Here is a 19,511-nt window from a genome sequence, read left to right as displayed (position 1 = left end):
CTTAACCAAATTTTTACTGCAAGTTTGCTGGTAATACTGCATGAGGATCATCAATATCCGTTAGGTTTACGGCTTCTACCGCTTTAATTTGAGGTACAGCCCGCATAATTGCCTGTTCAATTCCGGCTTTCATCGTCATGATGCTCATCGGACAAGAGCCGCAAGAACCGAGCAGCCTCAATTTCAATACGTTATCTGCTGTGATTTCTTCTATAGAAACATTGCCGCCATCTGCTTCCAAAAATGGCCGGATACTGTTCAACGCTACTTCCACCTGATCTGTCAAATTCATGATATGCTTCTTTTACCGAGTAAAAATAATTAATTTATCTAACACCAGCCCCATCTGTTGATTTTGCGTTGCGGATGGCAACCTGCTGCGCCACGCGCTCGGCCAGATCCATAAAAGCGGCCGACATGGGATTGTTTTCCTGCAAAATTACCGGTGCACCGGCATCTCCGGAGTCGCTGATACTTTTTACCAGCGGGATTTCGCCCAAAAACGGAATGTTGAGTTGGCTGGCCAGTTTTTGTCCGCCGCCTTGTCCAAAAATATAATATTTGTTTTCCGGCAATTCTGCAGGCGTAAAGTAGGCCATGTTTTCAATAATCCCCAGCAGCGGCACGTTAATGGTTTCCATCATAAACATACCGATACCTTTTTTTGCATCAGCCAAAGCCACATTTTGCGGTGTGGTTACAATTACGGCCCCGGCAACCGGGAAAGTTTGGGTTAAGGTGATGTGGATATCGCCGGTTCCGGGCGGTAAATCAACTACCAGATAATCCAGTTCGCCCCATTCGGCATCGTTAAAAAGCTGTTTTAAAGCCGTAGAAACCATTGGCCCGCGCCACGGGACAGGCTGGTTCGGATCGGTAAAAAAGCCAATAGAAAGTAATTTGATACCGTATTTTTCAATCGGCTCAATCCGGGTTTTACCGTTTACTTCGGATGCCTGTGGCCGCGCACCTTCCAAACCAAACATAATCGGGATAGACGGGCCATAAATATCAGCATCGATCAAACCAACTTTTGCACCGGTTTTTGCCAAACCCAAAGCTAAATTTACCGCAACAGTGGATTTGCCCACGCCACCTTTGCCTGAAGCCACTGCAATAATATTTTTAACGCCCGGCACACCCACATTTTTGGGTGTAGTAACGCGGGAAGTCATGTTGATATGCAGATCAGCTTCTTTGCTTACAAAATGTAAAATGGCATTGCGGCAAGCGTTTTCGATCATGCTTTTGAGCGGACAAGCAGGAGTAGTCAGCACCACCGAAAAACTTACGCGATTGCCTTCAATCAATACATCTTCGATCATGTTCAGCGTTACCAAATCTTTTTTCAAATCCGGGTCTTCTACATAACTCAACGCTTTTAAAACCTCTTCGCGGGTAATACTCATCTATTTTTTTGATTTTAGTACGATAAAAACAGCATCACAACCGTTTTGTTAAAAATATCCTGCCGGGGCATACTTGGCAGCAAAAAGATTTTTAGTTTTATCCAAAATTTACTGATGCGCCGTTTAAACCGTAAATACTTAAAAACCGGTCTTGTTGTTCTTGTTTCTTTGCTGGTTCTTCTGGTAGTGGCCGGTTTAATTGCTTATTCAAAACGGCAGGTTTTGCTTGAGACCGCTATTGGCAAAGCTAAATTAAAAGCCAGGAACACGTATAATTTAGATGTAAAAATAGGTTCGGCCAGCTTTACCGGCTTAACCACCGTAAACCTGAAAGACATCATCATTGTACCTTTTGATCAGGACAGTTTGCTGCGCATCGGCCATTTCCGGGTAGGCGTAAAATTGCTGCCGTTGCTGATTGGCAACGTTAAGTTTTCTACTATTTTGATGGAGGATGGCAAGCTTAATTTAACCAGTATAAAAGGAGTACGCAATTTTGAGTTTTTATTTAAGAAGCAGAAAGACAGCACTTCCCATAAACAAAGCACCAACCTGGCCGATTTTGCGCACAATTTGATAACGCAGTTTTTATATAAAATTCCGGATGATTTGAACTTAACCAAGTTTGACATTGCCTTTCGGGACGATAGCAACAAACTCAATCTGCAAATCCCAAAAGCAACAATAGAAAGCGGCAAACTGTACTCTACAATTTTGGTGAACGATGGTTATGCTACCTGGCACATTGCGGGCAACGTAAATACTTCAAAAAAGAATATTGCCGTTAAGCTTTATGCCGATAACAAAAAGGTGGAACTGCCTTTTATCGAAAAAAAATATGGGTTGAAGCTGAACTTTGACACCATCGGCACAGAACTGAAAAAAGAAGAACAAAACGGTGATGAAACACAGATTTTCAGTTCGTGTTTTGTGCGGAACCTGCTGATCAATCACCCCAAAATAGCTTCCAACGATATTGTGGTGCCGAGTGCTTCTATCGATGCAAATGTTTTTGTGGGCGGAAATTATGTTTCCGTGGATAGTTCATCCGTTATTCATTTAAAAAATGTTTCGGCCAATCCGTTTATCAAAATCACGCTCAAACCAACCAAAATTTATGAGTTAAAACTGCATACCGATTGGCTGGACGCGCAATCATTGTTCAATTCTTTTCCGGGCGGATTATTTGAATCACTGACCGGGATCAGAGTTTCCGGAAAATTGAAATATGGCTTAAATTTCTACCTCAACACAAAAGATGCTGATAATGTGCGTTTTGATTCCCGTTTGGAGAAAGAAAACTTTAAGATTTTGCAGTACGGGCAAACCGATCTCAGCAAAATAAACCAGGTTTTTGTTTATACGCCGTACGAAAAAGGCAAGCCGATGCCCTCGCGGATTGTTGGCCCGGCAAACCCGAATTTTACACCGCTGCAAAATATTTCGCCGAATTTGCGCAACGCGGTGATGACGGCCGAAGACCCTTCGTTTTACCGCCACCATGGTTTTGTGGAAGAATCGATCCGAAAATCTATTGCGACTGATTTTAAAGAAAAACAGTTTAAGCGCGGCGGCAGCACGATTTCCATGCAGTTGGTCAAAAATGTTTTTTTAAGCCGGCAAAAAACGCTTGCCCGCAAAATCGAAGAAACACTGATCGTTTGGCTGATCGAAAACAATGATATCAGCACCAAAAACCGGATGCTGGAAGTGTATTTCAATATTATCGAATGGGGCAGAAATGTGTACGGCATCGGCGAAGCTTCGCATTATTATTTTGGCAAATCCCCGGCTGATTTAACCATTGGCGAAAGTATTTATCTGGCCAGCATCGTACCAAAACCAAAATCGGGCTTGTATTCTTTTTTGCCTGACGGAAGTTTGCGGCCATCCATCCATGGTTATTTTAATTTGATTGGCCGCCTGATGGCTTCTAAAGGTTTAACGCCGCCTGATTCATCTGCTTATGGCTTTTATACGGTGCGTTTGCGGGAAGCTTTAAGGCCGAAAATGGCCATTGTAGATACCGTTGCCGCGGACAGTTTGCTGCAGGACAATAATGACGACGGCGTTGGTGTAGGCGTGGCAGAGCATCCGAATTTTTTCCAGCGGCTTTTCGGCAAAAAAGATTCGGTAGAAAAAGTGATTGAGAAAAAGGTTGACACTGCCGGAAAAACGCCAAAAGAAATCCGTGTAGAGAAACGCGAACTGCGCCGCCGCGAAAAAGAAAAGCGCCGTGAATTGCAGGACCGGGGTTTGCTGTAATTTTATGCGGTAAAAGAAGCATCGGCAATATTCATCAATGCTTCTTTTATCCGCCTAAATTTTTCAGGCCGCAAGAAGTATCTTTGCCACATGCGTTTTGATATCGTTACCGTTTTGCCGGGTTTGCTGGAAAGTCCGTTTGCGCATTCTATTTTGCAGCGTGCGCAAAAAAAAGGGATTGCCGAAATCAGCGTCCACAACCTGCGGGATTATACTTCCAACAAGCAAAAAAGCGTAGATGATTACCAATACGGCGGCGGCAGCGGCATGGTGATGATGATTGAACCTTTTGCCAAATGTATTCAGTATTTGCAATCAGAACGAGAATATGATGAAGTGATTTTTATGACGCCGGACGGTGAAACTTTGAATCAACAGATTGCAAATCAGCTTTCTATCAAAAAAAACATCATCATTTTATGCGGCCATTATAAAGGAATTGACCAGCGTATCCGCGATACTTTTGTAACGCGGGAAATTTCGGTGGGCGATTACGTGCTTTCAGGCGGGGAATTGCCGGCCGCGGTTTTGGTAGATGCAGTGGTGAGGCTGATCCCGGGCGTTTTGTCTGACGAAACTTCGGCCTTGTCGGATTCTTTTCAGGATGGTTTGCTGGATGCACCTTTGTACACACGCCCGGCAGCATGGAACGGACAAGCTGTTCCGCCAATTTTGCTGAGCGGCAACGCCGGTGAAATTGAAAAATGGCGCCATGAACAAGCTTTGGAACGAACGCGGCAACGGCGGCCTGATTTGCTTGAATGATGCTGTTTTTACCGGTATAAAATCTTTATCAAAATTTTTAAACCATCTTTTCAAAACAAAATAAAATCCCTATACTTGCAATCCGATTTTTACGGGTTAAAAATTGATATTAAGAGCTTAAAATCATGGATTTAGTAAAATTTGTTGAAGAACAAAACATAGTTAAAAGCAGCTTTCCTTCGTTCAAATCTGGCGATACCGTTAGCGTTCATTACAAAATCAGGGAAGGCAACAAAGAGCGTATTCAGGTTTACCAGGGTGTGGTCATCCAGCGTAACAGCACCGGCGCGCACGAAACTTTTACTGTTCGTAAAGTTTCTAACGGTATTGGTGTAGAGCGTATTTTTCCGGTTAATTCGCCAAATATTGATAAAGTGGAAGTAAACAGCCACGGTAAAGTACGTCGTGCCAAGTTGTTTTACCTGCGCGAACTGACTGGTAAAGCAGCCCGTATCAAATCAATAAGAAAATAATTTCTTTCCGGATATTAGGTCCATAAAAGAAGCCTTTCAGATTTTTTCTGAAAGGCTTCTTTTATGAGGTAAAAATTGGTGCTGAATTTTCTTTTCTATCTGCTCAACCAAAAAGAAAATTGTTGTTAGATACTGTTTTTATCGACCAAAAATTGGCATAAAGAAGTATTATGCCCGAAGAATATCCCTCCCATTCGGTTGGAACGACAGCGCGGTTAGTCCGTTATCAATTCCGCTAAAATGGTTCTTCCGCCTTTCACGGTTTCGCCCAGGTTTACGCTGATTTTGGTTCCCAGGGGTAAAAAAACATCAACCCTTGAACCAAATTTGATGAAACCAAACTGCGCACTTTGCTGCACTTCATCGCCTTCTTTTACGTACCAGACAATGCGGCGCGCCAATGCACCGGCAATTTGCCTGAACAAAACCGGGGTTCCCTGATGCGTTTCTACCACAACGGTCGTACGCTCGTTTTCGGTTGAGGATTTAGGATGCCAGGCCACCAAATATTTTCCCGGGTGATATTTAAAATATTTAACAATTCCGGTAATTGGGTTGCGGTTTACGTGCACATTTACAGGCGACATAAATATGGAAACCTGGATGCGTTTGTCCTTTAAATATTCGGTTTCCTGGGCTTCTTCAATCACCACAACTTTGCCGTCGGCCGGGCAAATTACCATTTTTTCATCCGTAGTGACTGTAATTTTCGGATGCCGGAAAAACTGTAGCACGATCAGAAAAAACACGCCGGAAAAGATGTAGGTAAGCCAGCGCAAAACATGATTGTCCGGAAAGTAAAAGTGAACTAATGCATTCAGCACAAATAAAAACAATATGGTTAAGGCGAGCGACGAAAAACCTTCTTTGTGGATAGTCATGCAGTAAATAAACGTTTTAAATTACAAAGTTGAAAATAAGTACAGATAAATAAAAACCAATGGTGCAGCCAGTAAAAGTCCGTCAAAGCGGTCTAGCAAACCGCCGTGGCCGGGCAAAACCGAGCCGGAATCTTTTACGTTGATGCTTCTTTTAAGCATGGATTCTACGAGATCGCTCATGGTGCCGAAAATAGAAATGATGAGCGAAACGATGATCCAGTGGAAAGTAGAAACCTGTTGAAAATAGGTGCTTAAAACAAAAGCAACGATGACCGAGGCAATAATCCCTCCAACGAAACCTTCCCATGTTTTTTTAGGCGAATGACGTTCAAAAAGTTTGGTTTTGCCGAACTGACGGCCGGAAAGATAGGCGAAAGTATCGTTCGTCCACAACAACAAAACAAAGCCGAGCGGTAAATGATAATCAAAAGTTTTTTGCAGAAATGCCATCGCCATAAAAAAAACGAAAGGCAGTAAAGTATAAACTACACCTAAAAAAGTAAAGGCAATTTGGGGGAAAGGCTTGTTGGATTTGCGGTACAATTCAGCATAAAATATCAAAACGCCGAACAGGACGATCAATCCTGAAAAATACCTGGTAAAAGAAGCATCGAGCCAAAAAGATGTTGCTGCAGCGCAGATAATCCCGCCTAAAACCAAGCCGTTTATTTGCTGCGGGATGATGCCGGTTGTTTTGATCAAGCCGTAAAATTCTGCCAGACAGAGCAAACCCAGCAGCGAAAAAAAACCGAGGAAAAGGTAAGGGCCGAAAAAAAAGGCGGCCAGCATCACCAAAACAAATACAAAACCGGTTATGGCGCGGGTTTTCATAACCAAATATATTTGATTTTCATGGCCGGATATCGTTTAAAACCAAGATTTCGATGGCGCGGCTGAACTCGGATTGATGAATGAAAACTTCTACCTGACCAAAAGTGTTATGTGCCGAATCGCGTTTGTTCATCAACACCACTTCAATTTCATGCTGTATGAGCAATTGTTTCACCATTTCTGATTGAAAGAAATTGGCGGACGTAAAAATTTTGACCCAGTCTGCTTCCATTATGCTGCTTGCAGTTGGCGTTTTTGTCCGGATATTTTTTTATATGCTAAAAACAGTATCACGGTGAGGATAATGCTGAAGGTGTAGCTTTTCCAATCGAACATTTGCTGTTGATCCGGGTTCACTTTTATCAATTTATTTTGGTACAGATAAGTGACCAATACGGCGGTTCCGTTGTTTAAAAAATGGCCTAAAACACCCGGCCAGATGCTGCCGCTCCAAGCCGCGAAATAACCGAAAAACACGCCGAGCAACATCCTCGGCAGGAAACCAAAAAACTGAAAATGGATAAAACTGAACAACGCCGCCGAAAGCCAAACGCCCCAATGCAGGCTTTTGGCCCAGCCGGTAAAAATCTGCTGGAAACAGCCGCGAAAAATAAATTCTTCGGAAACGGCCGGCAAAATGGCAATCATCAGCAGGTTGATTAAAAAAGCGGCCGGCGTTTTCATCTGCAATAAAATTTCGGTTTGCTTGCCGGCATTGTCTTCCAGGTTGCGCATCCATCGTTCCAAACCCTTTAAAAAAGGCGGAAAAACCATTTTTTGGTTGATGGTGATCAGCATTTCCATCAGCGGGGCCGAGATCAGCATGATAAAAAACATCAGTAAAAGAAGCATCAGCGGGAAACGCCAGTTGGCTTTTAAATACGGAACGGGCTGGCGGACAATCACCCTGGCAAAAAATATGGCCGGGATCAAAAAGCCGAAAACCGATGAACCCATTTGCATGATTTTCAAGCTGTTGAGTGCACTGGCAGACATATTGTCATTCATCGTTAGCATCGCACTGAAACCGGATGGGCCGTAAATAATCACGACGATGATACCGCAAATCAATCCGCCTAGAACCAAGCCGCCAACGGCCAGCAAAACCATCAGTAAAAACTGCAGCGGATATGATATTTGGTGATAAGGCTTTTCCGTCATCTGCTGATAATTTATGTAAATTTGCAGGCCTTAAAGATAAACATGTCTGTTCAAATAGGAAATATTGATCTGGGGGAATTCCCGCTTTTGCTGGCACCGATGGAAGATGTGAGCGATCCGCCGTTTCGTTTTGTGTGCAAGCAAAACGGTGCCGATTTGATGTACACCGAGTTTATTTCTTCGGAAGGATTGATCCGGGATGCGGCCAAAAGCAGGCAAAAGCTGGATATTTTTGAATACGAGCGGCCGATTGGCATCCAGATTTTCGGCAGCAGCATTGAAACCATGCGCGAGGCTACGCAAATTGCCTCGAAAGCCGGTCCGGATTTGATCGACATAAATTATGGCTGCCCGGTTAAAAACGTGGCCTGCCGCGGTGCCGGTGCAAGTTTGCTACAGGATATTGATAAAATGGTGGCCATGACAAAAGCTGTGGTTGAAGCAACGCACCTTCCCGTTACTGTAAAAACGCGTTTGGGCTGGGACGATCATACCAAAAACATTTTTACCGTTGCCGAGCGTTTGCAGGAAGTGGGCATCAAAGCCTTGACGATTCATGGCCGTACACGCGCACAGATGTACAAAGGCGAGGCCGACTGGCGGTTGATCAGCGAAGTAAAAAAAAACCCAAACATTAAAATACCGGTTTTTGGGAACGGTGATATCGACTCGCCTGAAAAAGCTTTGGCCTGGAAGCGCGAATTTCAGGTAGATGGCATGATGATCGGCCGTGCATCGATCGGTAACCCATGGATTTTCCGGGAAGTTAAATATTTTTTGAAAACCGGCAACTTTTTGCCCAAACCCACGATAGAAGAACGGGCAAATGTTTGCAAAACACATCTGCAAAAATCTATTGCCTGGAAAGGGCCGAAAACCGGGGTTTTTGAAATGCGCCGACATTATGCCAACTATTTTAAAGGTATTGAAAACTTTAAAGAAACGAGGATGAAGCTGGTTGCTTCGGAAAATATTGACGAGATTTATGACATTCTGGAAGGAATTAAATCCGGCCACGCACTTGTTATGGCGTGATTGTTGAACAAACGTTATCAAAAAAAAAACTGATAAAAACAGTATGGTGAACACAATTACAGAAGGTGTAAAAGTATCTGTAGAAACTTTATATCAGCAAGAATACTCTAACCCGGCAAACGAACATTTTATGTTTGCCTATAAAATTACGATTGAAAACATGACTGATTATGCCGTGCAGCTGATGCGCCGCCGCTGGGATATTTTTGATTCTAATGGAACGAAGCGCGAAGTAGAAGGCGAAGGCGTAGTTGGTTTACAACCGGTTATTGAACCCGGAAACCTGCATGAATACGTTTCGGGCTGTAACTTAAAAACCGAAATGGGCAGCATGAAAGGCGAATATCAAATGCTGCGTTTGCTGGACAACCGCACGTTTGATGTCAACATTCCGGAGTTTCAATTAATTGCGCCTTATAAGCTGAATTAAGCCGGATACTGTTTTTACAGCTATAATTTTTGAAAATTAATTATGTCAGATACTTATTTTAAGTACTAAAATTTAAGTATTGCAGGCAGCTTGCCCAGGCTGCTTTTTTTGTCGTTTTTTTAACTAAAGTTTGCAAGCCTTCAACTTAGCCTGGCTTAATCGTGGTATAGATACTTCTTTTAGTTAAGAAAAATCCTCATTTTGTACCAATATCATTCTGCTGATGGATTTGTTACAATTCCTAATCAATAAAAAGTAAATTTAACCCTGCTCAACAGTTAATTTTGTATGGTTGGCAGATATGGATGTTAATGGATAAGCGTTTGGAAGACAAACTATTAAAAGCATTTTTGAATTCTAAAAATTTAAAATTATGGCAGAACATTCACCAGAAGGTTTTTTTGAATCTGTGTTCCATCAATTGCCGCATCCCCGGATTATTGTAGAGGCAGATAGTCCGAAATTTACCATCGTAACCTATAATGAAAAGTTTAAGGAAATAAGTTGTACCCAGAGCCGGGATTTAACCGGGAGCAGCATGTGGGATATGTATCCGGCCGATGAAACCGCCATTGCAGCCAACCATCAAATCAGGCAGGCTTTAAACAAGGTTATAGAAACCGGACGGCCAGTAATTATAAACAGCCTCCGTTATGACATTCCTGCAGTAAATGACAATAAGCCTGCCGAAAGCTGGTGGCAGGCAGAATATTTACCCATCACCGGAACAGCCGGAGAAGTGAAATACTTAATGTGTGCCATACACAACATTACACAGCAGGAAAGCAGGAAAAAAGAGCTGGAACAAGCACAGGATTTGCTGGCCATGGCCATGGACGCAGCTGGCCTGGCCGGTTGGACAGCAGATTTAGCAACAGGCATTATAACTTTTTCTGAAAGTGCCCGTGTACTGCATGGTATAGCAGTAGGGGAAATAGCTACTTTACCACAACTGGTGCAATCTATAACCGCAAAACATCAGGAAAGGGTTAGTCAGGCCGTGCAGCAGGCCATTGATACCAAAACCACTTTCAGCGAAGAATTTATAGTGCATCCTTTAAACGGTGGTACGGCCAAATGGATAAAATCAACCGGTAAAGCTTATTATAATCATCAGGGCGAAGCAATATATATGGCGGGCAATATGCTGGATATCACCCTTCAGAAATTAGAAGAGCAACGCAAATACGATTTTATAACAATGGTGAGCCATGAGCTTAAAACGCCGCTGACCGTGTTGAAATCTTACGTGCAAATGCTTGCTGCAAGGGCAAAAAAAACGGAAGACTCGTTTACTGCTGTAGCTTTAGAAAAACTTCATTCGCAAATCAGGAAGATGACGGTTTTGGTAAACAGCTTTTTAAATGTTTCGAGATTAGAATCCGGCAGGATAGAGCTTGACAACACTGCTTTTTTGCTGGATGACCTGATCCGTGAGAAAGTTCAGGAATTAGCCCTCACCACAAAAAACTACGACATTTATCTAAAGCCATGCCCGCAATTACCTGTTTATGCCGATCGTGAAAAAATAGGTCAGGTAATTATAAACCTGCTTAGTAATGCATCAAAATATTCTTCTCCGGGCCAGCAAATCGAAATCAGTTGTCAAAACGAAGGCGCACTCCTCAAAATCAACGTCAAAGATAAAGGCATCGGTATCAAAGCAAGTGATCAAAGCAAAATATTTGACCGTTTTTACCGGGTAGAAAACGGGCAAACGCAAATTATCCCTGGCATTGGCATCGGGCTTTACCTTTGTTCAGAAATTATCCGCCAGCACCGTGGCCAAATCGGTGTAGAAAGCGTGCCCGGCAAAGGTTCCGCCTTTTGGTTCACGCTGCCGTTGAGCAAATAAAAATTATTAACTTAAAAGGATGTTCAGCAGTTTTTTATCGCTATAATACTGCTGCCAAAATTTCCAAACGCATTCCGCGCGAACCTTTTATCAATACCGTTGCGCCTGTTACCGGTGCTGTTTTTAGGGCGATAAAAGCAGCATCCGTAGTTTCAAAAAAAGTACCGGTAAAAACAGCATGGTGCCGGTAAAATTCCTTCCCGATAAATATCCGCTGACCGGCTTCAATTTCGTTTGCTTTTTTAATGATGAGTGCGTGTTCTGCCGAAGCATGTTCGCCCAGTTCAAACATATCGCCCAAAATCAGCACTTTTTTATCCGCAGCAATCGCCCCCAGGTTTTGGATGGCCACTTCCATGCTGCTCGGGTTGGCGTTGTAATAATCACAAATCAGGGTGTTGGTTTTGGTTTGAAGGATTTGCGAACGGTTGTTAGAAGGCTGATAACCAGAGATCCCGGCATTGATTTCCTCCGCAGATAAGCCCCAAAAAACACCGATAGAAACAGCAGCCAGCAAATTGCTCAGGTTGTAACTGCCGGTCAAATTGGTTTGCACTGCCTGTTTTTGGGTTGATGGATGTCCATTCGCCCACCAATTTAGCTTCAGCAGCGGCACGTTTTCCAAAATTTCGCCCGAAACTAAATTTGCCTGATCTTTGCCGTAATAAACCGTTTTTGCAAAATTCCGGTGAAAAGCCATTTCCTCCAAAACCAAATCATCATGGTTTACAAATACGGTTCCGTTGTGTTGCTCCAGCCAGTCAAAAAGCTCGCCTTTGCCTTTGCGTACGCCTTCCGGACCGCCAAAACCTTCCAGATGCGCCCGGCCAATATTGGTGATCATGCCGTGCGTAGGTTGTGCCAGTCCGGATAAAAAAGCAATTTCCTGCTGATGGTTGGCACCCATTTCTATAATCGCAATTTCGGTTTCTGCGAAGATGGAAAGCAGCGTAAGCGGCACGCCAATGTGGTTGTTGAGGTTGCCTTTGGTGGCGTAAGTTTTAAATTTCCGGCTTAAAACCGCATTAATCAGCTCTTTCGTGGTTGTTTTTCCGTTGGATCCCGTTAAGCCAATCACCGGGATTTGTAACTGCTTGCGATGGTGCCGCGCCAAATCCTGCAAAGCCGTTAGTGCATCATTCACCAAAATAAAACGATCGCTTGTTTTGTAAACGGCTTCATCAATCACGGCAAAAGCCGCACCGCTTTCCAATGCTTTTTGGGCAAAAGTGTTGGCATTGAAATTTGCCCCTTTTAAGGCGAAAAAAATGCTGCCCGGGATGATGCCGCGCGTATCGGTACAAACCTGCGGATGCTGTAAATAGATTTGGTAAAGCTGTTCGGTTGTCATGGATTTGCTTTTTGTAATTTTAAGAAAAATGGCAGAAAAGATACTGTTTTTATAGGGGTAAAAACAGTATCCGCTACCGCAAACCCAGCTTCCCCAAAAAATACGGCACCACATCCGGATATAAAATAATCGTGATGATAACGCCGTTTAACGCACCATAAAAATGTGCATCATGGTTGATGGTATCGGCTTGCTGGCGGCCGGCATACACGCAATAAACTAAATACAAAACGCCGAACAAGATGGCCGGGATCGGGATGGGCAGCGGCAAAATCATCATTTTCGTCATCGGATCGAACATAATAAAACTAAAAACAACGGCCGAAATCGCCCCGGAAGCACCCAGCGTCCGGTACCAGAAATCTTCGCGGTGGCGCATTACGGTTGGCAAATCACTCAACGCCAAACTCACCAAATATAAAACCGCAAACTGCCAGTGGCCGATAATCCGCTCCAGGTTAAAAGCGAAAAAATAATAAGACAACATGTTGAAAAACAGGTGCTGCCAATCTTTATGGATCAAACCGCTGGTAAAAAGTGTGTACAGTTTTTCTTTGCGGTAAACGCGGTACGGGGCCAGGATCAGCTCTTCGTAAACCTGCGGATTGGAAAAAGCCAGCAGACTGGTGAGCAGCGTGATCACAAAAATGGCCGAAGCTACCGGCGTTGCATAAACATATTCGAGCATGGCATTAATCTAAATTGAGCTTTATCGGCACAACCAAACGGCTGATCGGATAACGCATGAAAGTTGGTTCAAAATAAGCAGAATTTTTGTAAACAAAGTTAAGCTGCGCGGCCGCACTTTTGGCCAGCTCCGGGTTTTTTACTTTTTCGGTTTCGAGTTTTTGCTTCAGCTGAGGGTTTTTTTTAAGGAGATCGGCAGCCACATCTTCAAACACATAATCCGAAAAATATTCTTTTTGGCCGAGGATCGAATCAAAAAAGTTCCAGGCAAAAAACGAATCCACGCCCTGCGGCTCCAGCGTTTCCACGATGTAACGGTTTAACGGCTGATCGGTATAAACCACTACATCACCCGCATAAAATTTTAACGATGCTGTTTTTACCGATACTTTTTCATTGCTGTGCAGATAATGGCCTTCAAACGGGCGCGGCGGCGTTTTGTAATCGGTGATGTAATATGTTTGAACGGAAATGGTGGTATCGGATTGAAGCCGGTGCGTTTTTACACCATTACGTCCCAGTAAATCAATCACTTTTCCCCAGGCCTGCGGGATAATGTAGGCGATTGGTTTCTCCGCAGAAACCGTGGCTTTATACGTGTTGTAATAGCGTATATTTTTGGTAAAAGGCTTGGATCGATCATAATATAATCTTGGCAAACCGCTTACTTCGCTGGGTTTGTAACCGGCCGTAAAACCGTTGAAAGTCAGTGTATCGAAATCGTTTTTGTCGAGCTCCCAATTCAAAGCAAAAGTTTTCTGGTTTTTTACTTCCGCATCGGCCTGTGCCTTAATTTTACCGATAAAAACAGCATCGCGCTGCACAATATCAATTAAATGCTGCATAAAATCGTATGTAGAAATTACACGCGGCGCATACGTTTTGAGCATGTGTGTTTCGGTAATGTAGCTGATGATGTTGTGCTGCGCCATAAACCCGGACGAATACCGCGGCGTTTCCAAAAAAGCCACCAAACCCGAATCCGGCGTTGCGCCTTCAGATTCTACGTATGGCGTCATCTCAAAACCGGATTTTTTCATGCGTAAAAACAGCTCCGGCGTAAGCGTTTTAGCGGTATAATCGGCCAAAACCGGGTTTTGTTTGTTGTGCTGCGTTTCAATCAGCGTCATCACGTATTGGTAATCGGCACCGTCGCTGGTGTGGTTGTCCAAAAAAACATCAGGTTTCCAGATATTTACAATCTGCATAAATCCCAAAACGTTTTTAGAATCAGCTTTGATAAAATCGCGGTTCAGATCCAAATTCCGGGCATTTCCGCGGAAACCGTAAGCTGCCGGTCCGTTTTGGTTTACGCGCGACAATCCTCTGTTCAGGCAGCCGCCAATATTGTAAACGGCAATCATACAAACCACTACATTTTTTGGCAAAGTGTTCTTTTTCAGCAGATTGCGTACCAACATCATGCTGGCGTCAATGCCTTCCGGTTCGCCGGGATGAATGCCGTTGTTGATTAAAATAACGCGTTTATTTTGCTTTTTGATAATCGCCGGATCAAAAACTTTATCCCGCGAAAGCACGATCAACTGCAGTGGTTTGCCAATATCTGTTGTGCCGATGTTGTAAACTTTAAGCTGATCGTATTGCTTGTCCAAAGCCTGGTAATAATTCACAATTTGTGCATAAGTGGCCGTGGTATTTTTCTGCGGATCTTTTTCAAAAGGCGTTAACTGGGCTTGGGCCGAAGCAAAAATCAGCAAAAAACAAAAAACGGAAAGCAAATTTTTCATGCCGAAAAGATAGCAAACAATTGGGCTGATGCTGTTTTTACCATACTTTTTTAGTGCAGGTTTTCGCGGATGGCTTTGGGCAGGCTTTTCACAATGAGTTGATACGAATGATCGATCATTTCCAGCAGTTGTTTATCGCCCAAAATCCCATCGATAAAAACAGTGTTCCAATGCGTTTTGTTCATGTGGAAACCGGGACGCACTTCATCGTATTGTTCGCGCAGCCGGATAGCCAATTCCGGTTCGCATTTTACATTAAAACGATTGGCTTCTTTTAAACTGATCAGCAAAAATATTTTTCCGCCAACTTTAAAAACCAGCGTATCATCACCAAAAGGCATGGTTTCTGCCACGGCAGGTTTGCTTAAACAATGTTCGCGCAGGGTTTCGATGTTCATGTTCAGTAAAATCTGCGGATCGGTTTTCGGAAAGAAATCGGGACACCAAAACTATATTTCAACCCGATATGCAAAAGCCCGTACCGATCTACATGGTTATTTTTAAATTGTGTTGGCGGATCATCGTAACCATCCAAACCTTCGCCGTAAGCTAAGTTTTCTTCAAAACCAACATCCAAACGTATGCCCGGTTCGTGGTATTGGTTGTAAAATTTAAACTCGTAACCGCCCCTGAAAACCAGCATGGCTTCTATGCTGTTGTCCCGGCCCGGAAAAACATATCCGGGATTGCTGAGGCTGCTGCGCTGTATAAAACTCATGTGGTTGCGGATAAAACCAAAACCAGTACCGGCGTAAAAGTTTTTAAAGATGTTTAAAATACGGCTGTTTTCGTAGTTGATAATTTCCCCGGCCTGAAAATCAGCATAAATAATGGCTGCCTGATAAGTGTTGATAAAAGCGCGTGTATCTTTATCGGTGTTGGGATGACCGCCGCCTAATTGGCCAGCCTGCAACTCTGCCGTTCCGGTTGTAAACGGACTAAAATTATAATTAAAATTGACAAATGCAGCACCTTTGTTAAGATGTTCGCGCAAATCTGCATCGGCACGGGCAACACCAAAACCTGCACCAACGCTGTAGCCCAGATAGTTGTAACTAAGTTGTGCAAACAAAAATTTACTGCATAAAAACAGTATGCTTGTTAATAAAGCCTGTTTTTTCAAGGGATATATCAGCTAAAATGTAATTTTCCCCTAAGATAATAATTTTCTTTTAAATTAAAAAGTGCCAACGTGTATTGGTTTGCGGTAAGACGTAACCCCGCCGATGCCCACTTTTATGCCAAAGGTAATTTGCGAAAACCAATCTGCGTAATGGCCGGATTTGATACCATCTGTATTATCGCCGGTAGAAAAATTAGCCTGGTAACCTAAATTTAAACGTATTTGCGGTTCATCATAAGCGTTATAGATTTTATATTCATAACCGATGCGTACCGGGATAATCAGTTCTGTGCTTTTATCCAAACCGCTGTAGGAAAAATTCGGATCTCTGTAATCCGTACGGTTAATGTAATCCATCCTGTTAAAAATCACCCCTAAACCAGTGCCTACATAAATATTTTTGGCACCGTTCAGGATTTTGGTAAGGATAGGGATCGCGCTGAAATCATCGTTGTAGTTAATAAATTCGCCCAGTTGCACATCACCATGAAACATCACCGTGGTAAATTTATTGCTGGATTGTTCGCCGTAAACAGCCTTGGCGGTATCGGCATTGGCACTTTCCAGCCGGCCAAATTGTGCTTCGGTGCTAAAAGTTACAAATGGGGTCATGTGGTAACTTAAATTTACGCTTGGCGCGGCTTTGGCGTAAGAATGGTATAGGTCGCCATGGATTTTTACACTGCTGATGCCTACGCCCAAACTAAATTGATCATAATTGTAACCGATTTGTGCAGAAACAGTAAAACTGCAAACAATTAAAGCTATAAATAAGGAGAACTTTTTCAATAGATTATATTTTTTAATGACCGGGCCGTATAACATATTATCTTTTATTTTTGAATCTGGCTGATTTCAAAAATAGAATTATTAACTAATTATCAAAAATGTTTAACGATGAATGCACCGCTTATGTTGCAATACTCTGTACAAAATAGGTTCCTGAATTATGTAACGGTTGATACGCAGTCAAATCCGGATTTTAAAACCACTCCTTCTACCCAAAAACAAAAGGATTTAGGCCGGATTTTGGTTAAAGAGTTACTGGAAATCGGCCTGGCCGATGCCCACCTGGACGAGTACGGGTATGTATATGCCACCGTGGACGCCAATACAGACAAAACGGTGCCGGTGATATGTTTTTGCGCGCACATGGACACCTCGCCGGATTGTAACGGAACAAACGTGAAACCGATAGTGCACACAAATTACCAGGGCCAGGATTTGGTTTTGCCGGATGATCCAAAGGTGGTTTTGCAGATGGAAGACCATCAGGATTTGCAACACCAGATCGGGAACGATATTATCACGGCCAGCGGTACAACATTGCTCGGTGCCGATAATAAAGCCGGTGTAGCCGCCATTGTGGATGCCTGCCAGCAGTTGATAAACCATCCGGAGATAAAGCATGGCACCATTAAGATTTTATTTACGCCGGATGAAGAAATTGGCCGCGGCGTGGATAAGGCCGATATGCAGAAGCTCGGTGCCGATTTTGGCTATACTATTGATGGCGAATCTGCCGGGACGATTGAAAACGAAACTTTTTCTGCGGATGGCGCACAGTTAAAGATCAAAGGTGTTGGTGCACATCCGGGTTTTGCAAACGGAAAAATGCAAAGTGCCATCAAAATTGCAGGCCGGATATTAACAGAACTGCCTATAAAACTTTCGCCCGAAAAAACATCTGCAAAAGAAGGCTTTATTCATCCGGTGTGCATCAGCGGCCATGTAGAAGAAGCGGTGATAGATTTTATTATCCGGGATTTTGAAGATGAAATGCTTGAAAAACACGCTTTTATCATCCGGCAAGTGGCCGATGAGGTGTTGCAGGACTTTCCGCGGGCTTCGTATTCCCTCAAAATCAACCGGCAATACCGCAACATGAAACAGATTTTAGACCAGCACCAGCAGGTAATTGATTATGGTGTGGAAGCTATCCGCCGTACCGGTTTAACGCCGCGTTTGCGCAGTATCCGCGGAGGCACAGACGGGTCGCGTTTGTCTTTTATGGGATTGCCATGCCCCAATATTTTTGCCGGTGAACATGCTTTCCACAGTAAACAGGAATGGGTTTCGGTGCAGGACATGCAAAAAGCCGTAGATACGATTGTGCATTTATGCCAAATTTGGGAAGAGAAAAGCTAAGGGCCGATGCTTCTTTTATCGGTATAAAATTAGTATAACGGCAGGATATAACTATATTTAGCAGCCTTTTAAAAACCCCTGCATGCCGCAAAATAAATACCTGTTCCCGCTGATTTTGGTTACCTCGCTGTTTTTTTTGTGGGGATTTGCGCACAACCTCGACCCGATATTAATCCCGCATTTAAAACGGTCTTTCACGCTCACCACGGTGCAGGCCACGCTGGTGGATTCTGCTGTTTTTATCGCCTATTTCATCATGGCTTTGCCGGCGGGTTTTATCCTGAAAAAGTATGGTTATAAAACCGGTATCATTACGGGTTTGCTGCTTTTTGCTTTTGGTGCTTACTTGTTTATCCCGGCGGCCAACACACAGCAATATGGGTTTTTCCTGATCGCATTGTTCGTTATCGCCTGCGGGCTGACTATTTTAGAAACCGCCGCCAACCCTTACATCTCTTCGCTGGGCGATCCGGAAAGTTCTACGCAACGCCTCAATTTTGCACAATCTTTTAACGGTTTGGCCGCAGCTTTGGCTCCGATAATCGGCGCGCGCGTTATCCTCACCAAAGGTGCTTCCGATGAAACCCTAAGTAAAATGACGGAGGCCGCCCGCAAAATCGCCCTGGCCACCGAAGCTTCTTCTGTAAAAACACCTTACTTTGTTTTAGGGTCGGTTTTGGTGCTGATCGCCATCGCTTTTGCCTTTACCAAACTACCGGAAATCGAATCCGGAGAAGAACAGGCAACTGATAAAAACATTTTTCAAACATTCAAACATAAACACCTTTCCCGGGGCGTGGCGGCGCAGTTTTTTTACATCGGCGCGCAGGTTAGTGTTTTTAGCTTGTTTATCCTTTACGCCACAAAATCTGCCGGGCTTACTGAAGTAAAAGCAGCAGATTATTTGGGTGTTGGCGGCATTGCATTTCTGATCGGCCGCTTCATCGGCACGTTTTTGATGAAGTATTTCCGGCCGGCCGATCTGCTGGCCATCTACGCGGTCATCAACTTAATGCTTTGTTTATCAGCTATTTTTCTGCATGGCATGGTTACGGTTTATACGGTTATCGCCATTTGCTTTTTTATGTCGATCATGTTCCCGACTATCTTTGCGCTGGGCATCAAAAACCTGGGGAACGATACCGCCATCGGCAGCAGTTTAATGGTGATGAGCATTGTTGGCGGTGCCATTTTGCCGCGTGCTTTTGCTTATATCGGCGATGCAGCGGGCAACATCCAGTTGGGTTATTTTGTGCCGCTGATTTGCTTTGCGGTAGTCGCTTTTTTTGGCTGGAAGGGTCATCGCACCAACCTGAAACTTATTAATGCCGTTGCCCCAATCCTATAAA

At 43.6% G+C, this 19,511-nt stretch carries 20 protein-coding genes; 8 read left to right on the top strand and 12 right to left on the bottom strand.

Annotated elements, in window-relative coordinates; genetic code table 11:
- Positions 1-13: 13 nt before the first annotated feature.
- Both ACOFKR_RS00630 and ACOFKR_RS00625 read right to left on the bottom strand, forming a co-directional pair.
- A complete protein-coding gene (locus tag ACOFKR_RS00630) occupies positions 14-292 on the bottom strand; it encodes a NifU family protein (RefSeq protein WP_419802094.1) in 279 nt (92 codons plus the stop codon).
- Between the two features lie 34 nt (positions 293-326).
- Positions 327-1,409, bottom strand: a complete 1,083-nt coding sequence (locus ACOFKR_RS00625) for an Mrp/NBP35 family ATP-binding protein (protein ID WP_419802093.1) — start codon at positions 1,407-1,409, stop codon at positions 327-329.
- 114 nt (positions 1,410-1,523) lie between these two features.
- On the opposite strand from ACOFKR_RS00625, the gene ACOFKR_RS00620 reads away from it, so the two are divergent.
- The 3 genes from ACOFKR_RS00620 (at position 1,524) to rplS (ending at position 4,912) form a co-directional block, all read left to right on the top strand.
- The gene (locus ACOFKR_RS00620; protein ID WP_419802092.1) at positions 1,524-3,674 is read left to right on the top strand and encodes a transglycosylase domain-containing protein; all 2,151 of its coding nucleotides are present in this window, start codon (positions 1,524-1,526) and stop codon (positions 3,672-3,674) included.
- A 90-nt stretch (positions 3,675-3,764) separates the two neighbouring features.
- The gene (gene trmD, locus ACOFKR_RS00615) at positions 3,765-4,439 is read left to right on the top strand and encodes a tRNA (guanosine(37)-N1)-methyltransferase TrmD (RefSeq protein WP_419802091.1); all 675 of its coding nucleotides are present in this window, start codon (positions 3,765-3,767) and stop codon (positions 4,437-4,439) included.
- 125 nt (positions 4,440-4,564) lie between these two features.
- A complete protein-coding gene (rplS, locus tag ACOFKR_RS00610; protein WP_419802090.1) occupies positions 4,565-4,912 on the top strand; it encodes a 50S ribosomal protein L19 in 348 nt (115 codons plus the stop codon).
- Positions 4,913-5,127: 215 nt separating this feature from the next.
- Here rplS and ACOFKR_RS00605 read toward each other — a convergent pair whose 3' ends face one another.
- Genes ACOFKR_RS00605 through ACOFKR_RS00590 form a run of 4 tightly spaced genes read right to left on the bottom strand, consistent with a single transcriptional unit; the run spans position 5,128 to position 7,785 of the window.
- On the bottom strand, positions 5,128-5,793 hold the full coding sequence (locus ACOFKR_RS00605) for a phosphatidylserine decarboxylase family protein (protein ID WP_419802089.1): 666 nt from the start codon (positions 5,791-5,793) through the stop codon (positions 5,128-5,130).
- 21 nt (positions 5,794-5,814) lie between these two features.
- Positions 5,815-6,624 carry a phosphatidate cytidylyltransferase gene (locus ACOFKR_RS00600; protein WP_419802088.1) on the bottom strand — a complete coding sequence of 270 codons (810 nt, stop codon included), beginning with the start codon at positions 6,622-6,624 and terminating at the stop codon, positions 5,815-5,817.
- A gap of 19 nt (positions 6,625-6,643) precedes the next feature.
- Entirely contained in the window at positions 6,644-6,856 is a 213-nt protein-coding gene (locus tag ACOFKR_RS00595; RefSeq protein ID WP_419802087.1) for a hypothetical protein, read from the bottom strand.
- The gene (locus ACOFKR_RS00590) at positions 6,856-7,785 is read right to left on the bottom strand and encodes a CPBP family intramembrane glutamic endopeptidase (protein WP_419802086.1); all 930 of its coding nucleotides are present in this window, start codon (positions 7,783-7,785) and stop codon (positions 6,856-6,858) included. The genes ACOFKR_RS00595 and ACOFKR_RS00590 overlap by 1 nt, the downstream gene beginning before the upstream one ends.
- A 42-nt stretch (positions 7,786-7,827) precedes the next feature.
- Between ACOFKR_RS00590 and dusB the strand changes: the two genes are divergently transcribed.
- The 3 genes from dusB to ACOFKR_RS00575 all read left to right on the top strand — a co-directional run bounded on the left by dusB (position 7,828) and on the right by ACOFKR_RS00575 (position 11,105).
- The gene (dusB, locus tag ACOFKR_RS00585; RefSeq protein ID WP_419802085.1) at positions 7,828-8,820 is read left to right on the top strand and encodes a tRNA dihydrouridine synthase DusB; all 993 of its coding nucleotides are present in this window, start codon (positions 7,828-7,830) and stop codon (positions 8,818-8,820) included.
- 43 nt (positions 8,821-8,863) lie between these two features.
- On the top strand, positions 8,864-9,250 hold the full coding sequence (gene apaG / locus ACOFKR_RS00580) for a Co2+/Mg2+ efflux protein ApaG (protein ID WP_419802084.1): 387 nt from the start codon (positions 8,864-8,866) through the stop codon (positions 9,248-9,250).
- 373 nt (positions 9,251-9,623) lie between these two features.
- Positions 9,624-11,105, top strand: coding sequence for a PAS domain-containing sensor histidine kinase (locus ACOFKR_RS00575; protein WP_419802083.1), 1,482 nt, complete (start codon positions 9,624-9,626; stop codon positions 11,103-11,105).
- A gap of 40 nt (positions 11,106-11,145) precedes the next feature.
- On the opposite strand, the gene ACOFKR_RS00570 is transcribed toward ACOFKR_RS00575, so the two are convergent.
- The 6 genes from ACOFKR_RS00570 to ACOFKR_RS00545 form a co-directional block, all read right to left on the bottom strand.
- Positions 11,146-12,456 (bottom strand): UDP-N-acetylmuramoyl-tripeptide--D-alanyl-D-alanine ligase, encoded by a 1,311-nt coding sequence (locus tag ACOFKR_RS00570; protein ID WP_419802082.1) that lies wholly within the window; start codon positions 12,454-12,456, stop codon positions 11,146-11,148.
- Between the two features lie 73 nt (positions 12,457-12,529).
- Entirely contained in the window at positions 12,530-13,144 is a 615-nt protein-coding gene (locus tag ACOFKR_RS00565) for a rhomboid family intramembrane serine protease (protein WP_419802081.1), read from the bottom strand.
- A gap of 4 nt (positions 13,145-13,148) precedes the next feature.
- Positions 13,149-14,891: a M14 family zinc carboxypeptidase gene (locus tag ACOFKR_RS00560; RefSeq protein WP_419802080.1), complete on the bottom strand. Its 1,743-nt coding sequence runs from the start codon at positions 14,889-14,891 to the stop codon at positions 13,149-13,151.
- Between the two features lie 50 nt (positions 14,892-14,941).
- Positions 14,942-15,289 (bottom strand): MmcQ/YjbR family DNA-binding protein, encoded by a 348-nt coding sequence (locus ACOFKR_RS00555; protein WP_419802079.1) that lies wholly within the window; start codon positions 15,287-15,289, stop codon positions 14,942-14,944.
- A gap of 2 nt (positions 15,290-15,291) precedes the next feature.
- Positions 15,292-15,963, bottom strand: a complete 672-nt coding sequence (locus tag ACOFKR_RS00550) for a hypothetical protein (RefSeq protein WP_419802078.1) — start codon at positions 15,961-15,963, stop codon at positions 15,292-15,294.
- Between the two features lie 105 nt (positions 15,964-16,068).
- Positions 16,069-16,803 (bottom strand): hypothetical protein, encoded by a 735-nt coding sequence (locus tag ACOFKR_RS00545; RefSeq protein WP_419802077.1) that lies wholly within the window; start codon positions 16,801-16,803, stop codon positions 16,069-16,071.
- 108 nt (positions 16,804-16,911) lie between these two features.
- Between ACOFKR_RS00545 and pepT the strand changes: the two genes are divergently transcribed.
- Together pepT and fucP are read left to right on the top strand one after the other, a co-directional pair.
- Positions 16,912-18,162 carry a peptidase T gene (gene pepT, locus ACOFKR_RS00540; RefSeq protein WP_419802076.1) on the top strand — a complete coding sequence of 417 codons (1,251 nt, stop codon included), beginning with the start codon at positions 16,912-16,914 and terminating at the stop codon, positions 18,160-18,162.
- A gap of 82 nt (positions 18,163-18,244) precedes the next feature.
- Positions 18,245-19,510 carry an L-fucose:H+ symporter permease gene (gene fucP / locus ACOFKR_RS00535; protein WP_419802075.1) on the top strand — a complete coding sequence of 422 codons (1,266 nt, stop codon included), beginning with the start codon at positions 18,245-18,247 and terminating at the stop codon, positions 19,508-19,510.
- Position 19,511: the final 1 nt, after the last annotated feature.

This window comes from Mucilaginibacter sp., from assembly GCF_965201005.1.
Classification (GTDB): domain Bacteria; phylum Bacteroidota; class Bacteroidia; order Sphingobacteriales; family Sphingobacteriaceae; genus Mucilaginibacter_A.
Note: the sequence above shows the minus strand (reverse complement) of the source record. Positions and strands in the feature narration are given on the sequence as shown.

Coding starts and splice junctions, on each gene's coding strand:
- ACOFKR_RS00630 (WP_419802094.1), bottom strand. CDS start 292: ATGAATTTGACAGATCAGGTGGAAGTAGCGTTGAACAGTATCCGGCCA.
- ACOFKR_RS00625 (WP_419802093.1), bottom strand. CDS start 1,409: ATGAGTATTACCCGCGAAGAGGTTTTAAAAGCGTTGAGTTATGTAGAA.
- ACOFKR_RS00620 (WP_419802092.1), top strand. CDS start 1,524: ATGCGCCGTTTAAACCGTAAATACTTAAAAACCGGTCTTGTTGTTCTT.
- trmD (WP_419802091.1), top strand. CDS start 3,765: ATGCGTTTTGATATCGTTACCGTTTTGCCGGGTTTGCTGGAAAGTCCG.
- rplS (WP_419802090.1), top strand. CDS start 4,565: ATGGATTTAGTAAAATTTGTTGAAGAACAAAACATAGTTAAAAGCAGC.
- ACOFKR_RS00605 (WP_419802089.1), bottom strand. CDS start 5,793: ATGACTATCCACAAAGAAGGTTTTTCGTCGCTCGCCTTAACCATATTG.
- ACOFKR_RS00600 (WP_419802088.1), bottom strand. CDS start 6,624: ATGAAAACCCGCGCCATAACCGGTTTTGTATTTGTTTTGGTGATGCTG.
- ACOFKR_RS00595 (WP_419802087.1), bottom strand. CDS start 6,856: ATGGAAGCAGACTGGGTCAAAATTTTTACGTCCGCCAATTTCTTTCAA.
- ACOFKR_RS00590 (WP_419802086.1), bottom strand. CDS start 7,785: ATGACGGAAAAGCCTTATCACCAAATATCATATCCGCTGCAGTTTTTA.
- dusB (WP_419802085.1), top strand. CDS start 7,828: ATGTCTGTTCAAATAGGAAATATTGATCTGGGGGAATTCCCGCTTTTG.
- apaG (WP_419802084.1), top strand. CDS start 8,864: ATGGTGAACACAATTACAGAAGGTGTAAAAGTATCTGTAGAAACTTTA.
- ACOFKR_RS00575 (WP_419802083.1), top strand. CDS start 9,624: ATGGCAGAACATTCACCAGAAGGTTTTTTTGAATCTGTGTTCCATCAA.
- ACOFKR_RS00570 (WP_419802082.1), bottom strand. CDS start 12,456: ATGACAACCGAACAGCTTTACCAAATCTATTTACAGCATCCGCAGGTT.
- ACOFKR_RS00565 (WP_419802081.1), bottom strand. CDS start 13,144: ATGCTCGAATATGTTTATGCAACGCCGGTAGCTTCGGCCATTTTTGTG.
- ACOFKR_RS00560 (WP_419802080.1), bottom strand. CDS start 14,891: ATGAAAAATTTGCTTTCCGTTTTTTGTTTTTTGCTGATTTTTGCTTCG.
- ACOFKR_RS00555 (WP_419802079.1), bottom strand. CDS start 15,289: ATGAACATCGAAACCCTGCGCGAACATTGTTTAAGCAAACCTGCCGTG.
- pepT (WP_419802076.1), top strand. CDS start 16,912: ATGAATGCACCGCTTATGTTGCAATACTCTGTACAAAATAGGTTCCTG.
- fucP (WP_419802075.1), top strand. CDS start 18,245: ATGCCGCAAAATAAATACCTGTTCCCGCTGATTTTGGTTACCTCGCTG.